Origin of the sequence: Parasphingorhabdus sp. (genome assembly GCF_036964675.1) — a bacterium.
In the GTDB taxonomy this organism is placed as follows: domain Bacteria; phylum Pseudomonadota; class Alphaproteobacteria; order Sphingomonadales; family Sphingomonadaceae; genus Parasphingorhabdus.
On record NZ_JBALTF010000044.1, the window covers coordinates 1 to 9,224 of the forward strand.

A 9,224-nucleotide genomic window follows, 5' to 3' on the forward strand; every position below is an offset into this window, starting at 1 on the left:
CCGGTCTTTAAGTTTGCGAACCCAACGCTCGTAAACTTCTGTGCGAACGATCTGAACCATCTCGCCAATATTGCGGAAAACAATCTTATTGTCCACTATAGTAGACAATTTGACCGTGAATGTCAATCCTCCAAAACCCCTGTGCCGGACACGCCCAACCCCTCCCTGCCAAGGGAGGGGATTTGTGGTTCGCTATCCTCCGACCTCTGAAAAAGAGGCGCTGACGGTCGCAACGATCTCGCCTAATGTGAGATATTAAGAAAAGGACAGCAACGGGCCGAAATTTGCCTTTGACAACAGTGGTGATAAACGGACTTTGGACGCCTTGCCGCCATCCATAGAACAGATGCTACCTATTATAATCTATACTTGAAGACATAGAGCGTAATCTATGTTACAAATTGACAATATTTTCTGGAAATAGGGGATCATTGTCATGACTGTGAAATTCTACGCCTGGGTCCACCCGCTCAGCATCGACAAACGGCTCGATCACACATGGGTGACAACTTATGACAATAGCGGCGCCCCCTATGCTTCACTGGCAGAAGTTGCAGCAGCGGGGCAATATTACTGGATGTGCTGGGGCGATTTCCACCCCGAAGGTGTCCCCGCACCCCCGATTGCTACCAGCGATGGCGAATTGAGCATCGCATCCTGTCTGGTGGAACCCAATGCGGACTCCCGCCATGTTCAGGCGGCCCGCGGTACCATCTTCACCTATGCGATTGACGGCGTCTGCCACCAGCTGGCCAATCAGGCCCTGTTTGCAACCGGGATTAGCGGCCAACCCCCGCAAACCGTCAAAGACGCCCGTGGATATTGGCTGAGCTCCTACCTATATGGAACTTATGGTCGGCAGAAAAGCGCATGGCTGGACAAGGTGAAACATTGCACGTCCGCCGCCATTTCCGGTGAATCAACAATCATGAAGGCAGCCGCTATGGCCACGAAAACCGACGAATTTGCAGAGAATGCACAATCCGTTCTGGCAGACGATCCCGCGTTGCTGGAACAACTCATGGCCTTGAGAGAGGGCGCACAGATGCAATTGGCCAAGGCTTTGCCCGAGGCCCAGGCAATGGATGCCGACTTGCTCAACGCACAAAACCAGAAAATGTTCGACGAAGCAGCCGCGCTTTTGGGGCCGGAAAAATTCGAACAGGTTTTCGGCTTCAAGGCGGGCGAAAAGATAAGCCTGGTCGATCCGGCCATGGTCGATGCAGGAGATCGCACGGCTTGAGAGGAGCGGGAGTAAACGGGAGCTGGACATTTCCGTCTAGCTGATTTGAACCAAGCGATGATGTTCTACCGAAAGCCGCCGCGTCGCTTTTTGCTTTTCTTTCGCACGACCATAATAACCGCACGCACCCCGACAACCATCCGGGCAAACAAACCATCCGCCAACGTCCGTCGACTATATCCTAGTCATTGTCCTGCAGTCCGTCGGCTTCATTTTCATCAGCAAATTCAAGCGCGATTTCCGCGTCCAGCTTGTCGCGCGGACTCACATGACCGGCCTCGCGTTTTTCCGCCTGAATCGCTTCGAGGCCCCATGCCTTTGCGGCAGAAGCGGCGACCTTGCGCCGACTTTCCAGAGGATCATTGGCAGCCAGATCAAGCTGACGCGCTTCCTGTTCCCGGCAAACGGATGCTTTTACACGCATGATTGTCGCCTTTCCTTGTCTATCATTTTCCGCGATTGCTTTTCATATTATCAAGGCCGACGACAACACCCGCCTTGCCCGAAGGGTTGGAAGCATTGTTCTTGGTCTTTGCGGCTTTCGGCTTGCGAATTTCCTTGTTCGATTTCTTCTGTGATTTGGCCATGATATTGTCCTTTCGGGTTGAAACGGATGAAGGCAACAAACGCCGGAACCGCATTGGTTTGCGGGATAACGGTAGATTAAGTCGCGGGACGGCATTCGGCGCAGGCGCGGCTATTTTCTATTTCCCTAACGCCGATCAAAACCATTTCTGATCGCAGAGAAACACTGCCGGACAATGTGGCGATCACGGGAGCGCATTCTTATAGTCACTATATAGGGATGGAACAGGGCGATTGTAAGGCATGGAGCTGTTGCCGGATTTTTTGAATATTTTCTTCTGCATCACCCTGATGATGACATTTGCGTCGGCTTTTCCGGGACATCGGTGCCGATTGTCGAAGCTGTTGCACGATTATCCGGATTGGATATAGCGATATAATGACTTTGACCCCGTCCGAATCCGAAAAGTTGCGCACCGACGCGATTGCCCATCTGCGCTCAGGCGACGCTCGCAAGGCGCGGGAGATGCTGGATCAGATTTGCGCGCCGGAAAGCGGCGTGGATCCGCAATGGCTGTTGCTCGCCCATGCCTGCCGGATGCTGGGCGATGATGCGGGCGAGGAAATGGCGCTGCAAAAACTGCTGCTGATCGACAAGCGTCATCTCCCTGCCCTGTTTCAGATGGGCGAACTCAAGGCCAGAACCAATGATGACCGGGCGGCAACCGGCTTTTACAAGGCGGCACTGAACATGGTCAGTGTTGGTGCAGCGGTATCGCATGATCTGCGGCCCAAGCTGAAACAGGCGGAAGAGTTTCTCGCCGGAGCGCATGGCCGCTTTGAAGCTTTCCTGCTCCGCCGGCTCGACGACACCGGCCTGGCCGGCAAGGACACTCCGATTCCCGTGCGCCAGGCCATTGATCTGCTGATGGGCCGCAAGGAAATCTTCTACCAGAAGCCCTCTATCTTCTATTATCCAGGCATGCCGCAGCGGGAATTTTACGAACGATCAGAATTTCCGTGGCTGGCCGAAATGGAAGCCGCCATTCCCGATATGCAGGAAGAATTGCGCGGGGTGATTGCCCGGACCAAGGAGTTCAAGCCCTATGTGCAGGGACAACCCAACCGCCCGCGGCCGAACAACCCGCTGCTCGATGATCCCAGTTGGGGCGCCCATTATTTCTGGAAAGATGGCGTCGAGGTCACGGAAAATTCGGTCCATTGTCCCAGGACGATGGCGGCGCTGGAAGCTGCGCCAATTCCGGTGATTGAGGAACGTTCGCCAATGGCACTCTACTCGGTGCTCGAACCGGGGACCCATATTGCGCCGCATTATGGCATGCTCAACACCCGCCTGATCTGCCATATTCCGCTGGTGCTGCCACCCGATTGTGCTTTGCGAGTCGGCGGCGAAACCCGACCCTGGCAGGTGGGAGAGGCGCTGGTCTTCGACGACAGTTTCGAACATGAGGCCTGGAACCGCAGCGACCAGCGGCGGGTGATCTTGCTGTTCGAAATCTGGCGCCCGGAAATATCCGAAGACGAACGGAGCGCGCTGACGACAATTTTCGAGGCGATCAACGAATATCAGAAACCGGTCGAGATATAGCGGTCACCGCCCATTGGCGGGCCGCACCATTTCCTACAAAATCGCGTCACCGATACCGATCATCTTGCCATTGGTCACGATCACCCGGTCACCCAGCTTGGCCTGTTCGAACAGCCGCCGGGCAAATTCCAGTGGCACACCGATACAGCCCCGTGTCCCCCAACCCCATTTGACATCGGAAGCATGGATCGCAACACCATCATTGGTCAGCCGCATCATATAGGGCATTGGCGAGCCATAGATGTTGGAGATATGATCCTTGTTCTTCTGGGTAATCGGAAACACACCGGTCGGGGTCGGTTTTTCGGAATCGCCAAAGGTGATCACCGCCGCGCCGATTTCATAGCCGGCGCGGAACACGGAAATGCTCTCGGCCTTGAGATCGACGGTGACGACCAACTCGCCTTCCGGCACGCCCTCATCATCCCATTTATAATAACCATGTACGAACGGTTCGTCGATCTGGAGGATGCGTTTGACCACGAACTTGTCGCTGAGCGGTAATTTTTCGGCAAGATCCATCGGATCGGCTGCGATTGGTTCGGGTTCGGACATATTCTGGGCGACAGGCTCGGAAGCCACATTCCCGGCAACCACCGTCTGCGACTGCACGGCTGAGCGACCGGCGTCCGCGCGGGTCAGTCCCATCACCAGCAGCGCAACAATCGCCAGTGCCGCGACCAGCAGAACCGATGCACTTATCCGATAGGCTATTTTCTCGACCATCGCTCATACTCCAGAAGTTAACGGAGTGTTTACCATGGAATCGTGACCGGAAATGGTCGAATTTTGCGTCGTCCCGCAGCGGTACGATGGTTACGAATATGTTAAAGGGGAGCGTTAACGGGCGAGATCGGACACCCGCGCTAACAGGTGCCCGATCTTCTGATCGCAGGTGCAGGAGACCGCTTCCCGCTGGAAGCGAATATGCGCGCCTAGAAAACCGCCTTCGCTTCGGCTTCCTTCATCATCGCCTTGCGCACCATCGGAATCGGCGGGCCGCCATAGCTGAGAAACTCGTCATGAAATTCCTTCCAGCCAGCGGTTTTTTCCTTGGCCTTCTGCTCGGCAAAATTGGCATTGGTCCAGTCTTCCCGCAGCTTGCGGATCATCAGCTTGCCCATCGTGTAATTGAGATAGGCCGGATCATAGGTTCCGCGCGCCGCCTGCTGGTCGGCATTGCCTTCATCCTGATAGCATTGCTCGAGGAACATTTTCTTCGACTCGGCAACGCTCATCCCTTGCGAGTGGAGGCCGATGGCGGAAAGGAACCGGCAATCGCGCAGCAACGCGTTGGACAATTGGCCGATATGGGTCTCATTGTCGCCCTCGTTGAGACCTGCCTCCCACATCATTTCCTCGCTATAATGCGCCCAGCCCTCGGCAAAGGCATAGCCGACGAACAATTTGCCGAAAATCGATTTGGTGCGATTGCTGTGCAGGAAATTGAGGAAATGGCCCGGCCAGACTTCGTGCACCGACGTGAACAACAGGTCCTTGGTCCCCGGAATATAGGCCTGGCGCTTGGCTTCGTCCCATAACGGATCGGGTGGCGAGATATAATAGACGCTTGGCAGACCTTTTTCATAAGGTCCGGGTATGTCGATATAGGCGCTGTTCTGTCGGTTATAGGGCGGCGATTCCTCCACTTGCGCTTCTTCGGTACCGGGTATCGTCACGATATTCTTTTCAATCAGAAAGGCGCGCAGGCCCGGCAGTTGCAGGCGGGCTTCCTCGACCGGTCCGTCCTTTGGCTTGTCGCTGCCCATTTTCGTCATGCAATCCATGATGCTTGCGCCCGGCGCAAATGCGCCGCAAGCCTTGGCCAGAGCCACTTGATTGCGTTTCAGATCCGCCTTGCCAATGGCTTCCAGTTCGTCGAGCGAGACATTGACGCCCTCGGTCTTGCTCACCATCGCGGCAAATTTTTCGGCGCCCAGTGCATAGCCGTCCTTGGTCGCCGGAACCGAACCGATATGGCCGGCCAGGTCCTTCATCGCCGCTGCAGCCGCAGCCGCCGCAACATCAAATTGCCGCTGAAGATCGGCGTCCTTTACCTCGGCAAAGGCGGCCTTGGCATCACCGGTGAAATAATCCGCAAAACCGCCAAAGCCGGCCTGACCATATTTGAGAAAGCTTTCGGGCAGCGGCAGTTGCAGATTTTCCTTGATCTGCGCGGCTGCCGCCGGGACATTTTGCGCATATTTGATAAAGGCCTTCATCCGCGTTTCGGCATCGGCATAAGGCCGCGCGATATAGACATTGGGATCCAGCGCTCCGACATAATAAGCGGGATTTTTATGCGGCGAGTCGGCGGTTTCCAGCCAGAACAGCTCACCCTCCATCACATTGACCAGATAATCCCGTTCAAACTGCTCCGCTTCACTCAGATCAGCCGCATCAATCGCCTGCGCATCCGCGATCGCCTTTTTGCGGATATCGATCGCTTTTTTCAGGCCTTCCGCGCTCCAGTCGGGAATCTGGCCGTCAAATTCATGCTTGCCCTGATAGACGGCAAATGTCGGATTGACCGGGAAATAGCCATCAAGAAAGTTCGCAAGATAGCCACCCCAGGCAGTGCTGGCGTCAACTTCCATCGAAGCGACCGGCTGATCCTCGATCTTCTTGCATCCGGTCACCGTCAAAGCGGCCAGCGATACCGCCAGCATCAAATTGCGCATCTTCATGTCTGTCTCCCCGGGGAATATTTCATATTGCTGTCTGTATCGGTGCTGATTGGCATATTCGCCCTTGGCTTGGCCAGTCTTATTCGACCAACCACCTTGTGCCCAATCTTCGCGTCCGAGCATGAATTGATTGCAGCAAGTTGCTTCAATCGCTAGCAGATATCCCGTGATCAGTTCCGCTCCACATCCCTTTACCATAGCGAATTATCGCTATCTGTGGTTCTCGCGACTGACGTCGATGTTTGCACTTTACGCGATGATGCTGATCCTCGGCTGGCAAGCCTATAATCTGGCCCGCGAAGATATGGGGATCAGTGCCTCAGCCGGCATATTGGGGCTGCTCGGGCTGCTGCAATTCGTGCCGCTGTTCATCCTGACGCCGCTGGTCGGATGGGTTGCCGACCATATGGATCGCCGCTGGATCGCCCGCATCGTGCTCGCTGCCCAGGCGATGATTGCGCTTGCTCTGGGGCTGATGACAGCATCCGGCGGCATCACCCTCTGGACCATCTATGTCATCGCCGTGCTGCTCGGCATCTGCCGGGCCTTCCTGGGACCGGCGATTACCTCGCTGGCGCCCAATCTGGTCCCGAAAGCATCGATCCCGCGCGCCATAGCCCTCTCCACCATCGCCTGGCAGGTTGGCGTGATCGCTGGGCCGGGCATGGCTGGACCGCTGTACAAGGTTGACGCAGCCCTGCCCTATTTCGTCTGCGCCGGCCTCTATTCGCTGGCAACGCTGGCGATTTTCCTGATTGGTCCGGTGGCCCGCCCGGCTGCCGATAAAACCAAAGGACCGCTGCAGCAGGTCGGCGACGGCATGGCCTATGTCTGGACCAACAAGCTGGTGCTGGGGGCGATTACGCTCGATCTGCTGGTCATGTTCCTGGCTGGCGCGACGGCGATGATACCGGTCTTTGCCAAGGACATTTTGCACGCCGGCGAAATCGGCCTGTCGCTGCTCGCCGCCTCCCCGGCGGTCGGTGCGGTGATAGTGGCGCTGATCTTCTCCTTTGCTCCGCTCAGCAAGAATGTCGGCAATAGCATGCTGGTTGCGATGGCTATATTCGGACTCGGCACGATCGGGTTCGGGCTCAGCACCAATCTCTACCTGTCGATGGCCTGCCTCGGCATCTGCGGCGCCGCCGACATGTTCGGGGTCTATGTCCGCAGTTCGCTGATCCAGTTGCACACGCCGGATGAAAAGCGCGGGCGGGTTGGCGCCGTCAGCCAGATGACAATCAGCGCGTCGAACGAACTGGGCGACGCATTGTCTGGTGGCCTTGCCGTATTGGTCGGACCCGTTGCTGCCATTGTCGCGGGCGGTGCCGGTGCTATAGTGGTGACGGGACTCTGGTCGCGCCTGTTCCCCCAACTGGGTGCCGCCAAAACTTTTGATCCGCCGGAAGAACCGCAACCGGACCGGCAAAGAATGAGAAACTAACCAGGAGTGCAGGATAATGATCGCCAATAACATTCTCGAAACCATCGGAAATACGCCGCATATCAAGATGCAGCGCCTGTTCGGCGATGCCAATGTGTGGATCAAGTCCGAACGCTCCAACCCGGGCGGGTCGATCAAGGACCGGATTGGTCTTGCGATGATCGAGGATGCCGAGAAATCCGGCGCGCTCAAGCCCGGCGGCACGATTATCGAACCGACATCCGGCAATACCGGGGTCGGACTGGCTATGGTGGCAGCGGTCAAGGGCTATACGCTGATCCTGGTGATGCCCGAGTCGATGTCGCTCGAACGCCGCCGCCTGATGCTGGCTTATGGTGCAACTTTTGACCTTAGCCCGAAAGAAAAAGGCATGAAGGGCGCGATCGAGCGGGCGCAGGAACTGGTCGATCAGACACCCGGCTCGTGGATGCCGCAGCAATTTGAAAATCCTGCCAATTTTGAAGTGCACAAGCGCACGACTGCGATCGAGATCCTCAATGATTTCAAGGATAACCCGCTTGATGCGATCATCACCGGTGTCGGCACCGGCGGCCATATCACCGGCGTGGCAGAGGTGCTGAAACAACATTGGAGCCATTTGAAAGTCTATGCGGTCGAACCGACCTCCTCGCCGGTGATCAGCGGCGGACAACCCGGCCCGCACCCGATCCAGGGCATTGGCGCCGGCTTCATCCCGGGCAATCTGCACACGCAGAGCATCGATGGCGCGATCCAGGTCGAGCCAGCCGATGCCAAGGCCATGGCCCTGAGAGCCGCCAAGGAAGAGGGCATGCTGGTCGGCATATCATCCGGCGCGACTCTGGCGGCCATTGCCCAGAAACTGCCGGAACTGGGCGACGGAGCAAAAGTCCTCGGTTTCAACTATGATACCGGCGAACGCTATCTGTCCGTACCCGAGTTTTTGCCCGAAGAATGAGCTCGATCGAGGTCCAGCAATTCACCTATCGGCATGGTGATGTGGAATTGTCCGGCTATATGGCGCAACCCAGCCGCTATCCACGCGCCGGGATCTTGATTGTCCCGACCATTGCCGGCCCGACCAAGCTGATGTTTGATCGCGCCAGATGGCTCGCCTCTCTGGGCTATAGCGCGATGGTCTGTGACCTCTATGGCAAGGGTGCCCTCGAAGACATAAGGGAAGCGCGCAAACTGGCAGATGCCTTGCGCGCGGATGCGCAATATTATCGGGAACGGTTCCGCTGTGCGCTCGAAGAATTGCGCACGCGGTCAAAGCTCGCCAATAATCGAATAGCTGCGATCGGCTATTGCATGGGCGGTGAAATCGTTCTCGAAATGGCGCGCGGCGGCGAAGATATCGCTCTCGTGGTCAGTTTTCACGGTCTGCTGGCGACACCATTGCCAGCCAAGCGCGGCGTGATAAAATCGCGCATTCTGGTCTGCCATGGCCGGGCCGACCCGCTGGTCCCGCCCAAGCAGATGCGTGCCTTTCTGGAAGAAATGGATATTGCTGGCGCCGATTGTCACGTGCATATCTATTCCGGCGTCCTGCACGGATTCACCGACGTCAGCAGCACTTCAAAGTCGCTCGAAGCCGTCCGCTATAACGCTTCGGCCGACCGGCAAAGCAAGGCTGCCATGCTCAGCATGTTTGATGAAGTGTTTGAAACCAAAAGAACAGCGGACCAATATTAGGCCCGCTGTTCCATAGGCTTGCGGACGACAGATCTAGTCTGG

At 56.6% G+C, this 9,224-nt stretch carries 10 protein-coding genes; 6 read left to right on the forward strand and 4 right to left on the reverse strand.

What is annotated here, in order from left to right; genetic code table 11:
* Both V7665_RS09030 and V7665_RS09035 read left to right on the forward strand, forming a co-directional pair.
* Window positions 1-210, forward strand: a 210-nt coding sequence (locus V7665_RS09030) for a hypothetical protein (protein ID WP_335664210.1), incomplete at its 5' end; no start/stop codon positions are given.
* Window positions 211-436: 226 nt separating this feature from the next.
* The gene (locus V7665_RS09035) at window positions 437-1,243 is read left to right on the forward strand and encodes a hypothetical protein (protein ID WP_335664211.1); all 807 of its coding nucleotides are present in this window, start codon (window positions 437-439) and stop codon (window positions 1,241-1,243) included.
* Window positions 1,244-1,424: 181 nt separating this feature from the next.
* Here the strand turns inward: V7665_RS09035 and V7665_RS09040 are convergent, their stop codons facing one another.
* Together V7665_RS09040 and V7665_RS09045 are read right to left on the reverse strand one after the other, a co-directional pair.
* Window positions 1,425-1,667 carry a hypothetical protein gene (locus tag V7665_RS09040; RefSeq protein WP_335664212.1) on the reverse strand — a complete coding sequence of 81 codons (243 nt, stop codon included), beginning with the start codon at window positions 1,665-1,667 and terminating at the stop codon, window positions 1,425-1,427.
* A 22-nt stretch (window positions 1,668-1,689) separates the two neighbouring features.
* The gene (locus V7665_RS09045) at window positions 1,690-1,830 is read right to left on the reverse strand and encodes a hypothetical protein (RefSeq protein ID WP_335664213.1); all 141 of its coding nucleotides are present in this window, start codon (window positions 1,828-1,830) and stop codon (window positions 1,690-1,692) included.
* A gap of 377 nt (window positions 1,831-2,207) precedes the next feature.
* Here V7665_RS09045 and V7665_RS09050 point away from each other — a divergent pair, with 377 nt between their 5' ends.
* Window positions 2,208-3,377 carry an aspartyl/asparaginyl beta-hydroxylase domain-containing protein gene (locus V7665_RS09050; RefSeq protein WP_335664214.1) on the forward strand — a complete coding sequence of 390 codons (1,170 nt, stop codon included), beginning with the start codon at window positions 2,208-2,210 and terminating at the stop codon, window positions 3,375-3,377.
* A gap of 33 nt (window positions 3,378-3,410) precedes the next feature.
* On the opposite strand, the gene V7665_RS09055 is transcribed toward V7665_RS09050, so the two are convergent.
* Complete coding sequence (locus V7665_RS09055) at window positions 3,411-4,103, reverse strand: L,D-transpeptidase family protein (RefSeq protein ID WP_335664215.1); 693 nt, start codon at window positions 4,101-4,103, stop codon at window positions 3,411-3,413.
* 209 nt (window positions 4,104-4,312) lie between these two features.
* Entirely contained in the window at window positions 4,313-6,058 is a 1,746-nt protein-coding gene (locus tag V7665_RS09060) for a DUF885 domain-containing protein (RefSeq protein ID WP_335664233.1), read from the reverse strand.
* A gap of 172 nt (window positions 6,059-6,230) precedes the next feature.
* On the opposite strand from V7665_RS09060, the gene V7665_RS09065 reads away from it, so the two are divergent.
* The 3 genes from V7665_RS09065 to V7665_RS09075 are packed head-to-tail and all read left to right on the forward strand — an operon-like array spanning window position 6,231 to window position 9,182.
* The gene (locus V7665_RS09065; RefSeq protein WP_335664216.1) at window positions 6,231-7,508 is read left to right on the forward strand and encodes an MFS transporter; all 1,278 of its coding nucleotides are present in this window, start codon (window positions 6,231-6,233) and stop codon (window positions 7,506-7,508) included.
* 16 nt (window positions 7,509-7,524) lie between these two features.
* Window positions 7,525-8,445, forward strand: coding sequence for a cysteine synthase A (gene cysK, locus V7665_RS09070; protein WP_335664217.1), 921 nt, complete (start codon window positions 7,525-7,527; stop codon window positions 8,443-8,445).
* On the forward strand, window positions 8,442-9,182 hold the full coding sequence (locus V7665_RS09075) for a dienelactone hydrolase family protein (protein ID WP_335664218.1): 741 nt from the start codon (window positions 8,442-8,444) through the stop codon (window positions 9,180-9,182). The genes cysK and V7665_RS09075 overlap by 4 nt, the downstream gene beginning before the upstream one ends.
* Window positions 9,183-9,224 lie beyond the last annotated feature (42 nt).

Coding starts and splice junctions, on each gene's coding strand:
- V7665_RS09035 (WP_335664211.1), top strand. CDS start 437: ATGACTGTGAAATTCTACGCCTGGGTCCACCCGCTCAGCATCGACAAA.
- V7665_RS09040 (WP_335664212.1), bottom strand. CDS start 1,667: ATGCGTGTAAAAGCATCCGTTTGCCGGGAACAGGAAGCGCGTCAGCTT.
- V7665_RS09045 (WP_335664213.1), bottom strand. CDS start 1,830: ATGGCCAAATCACAGAAGAAATCGAACAAGGAAATTCGCAAGCCGAAA.
- V7665_RS09050 (WP_335664214.1), top strand. CDS start 2,208: ATGACTTTGACCCCGTCCGAATCCGAAAAGTTGCGCACCGACGCGATT.
- V7665_RS09055 (WP_335664215.1), bottom strand. CDS start 4,103: ATGGTCGAGAAAATAGCCTATCGGATAAGTGCATCGGTTCTGCTGGTC.
- V7665_RS09060 (WP_335664233.1), bottom strand. CDS start 6,058: ATGCGCAATTTGATGCTGGCGGTATCGCTGGCCGCTTTGACGGTGACC.
- cysK (WP_335664217.1), top strand. CDS start 7,525: ATGATCGCCAATAACATTCTCGAAACCATCGGAAATACGCCGCATATC.
- V7665_RS09075 (WP_335664218.1), top strand. CDS start 8,442: ATGAGCTCGATCGAGGTCCAGCAATTCACCTATCGGCATGGTGATGTG.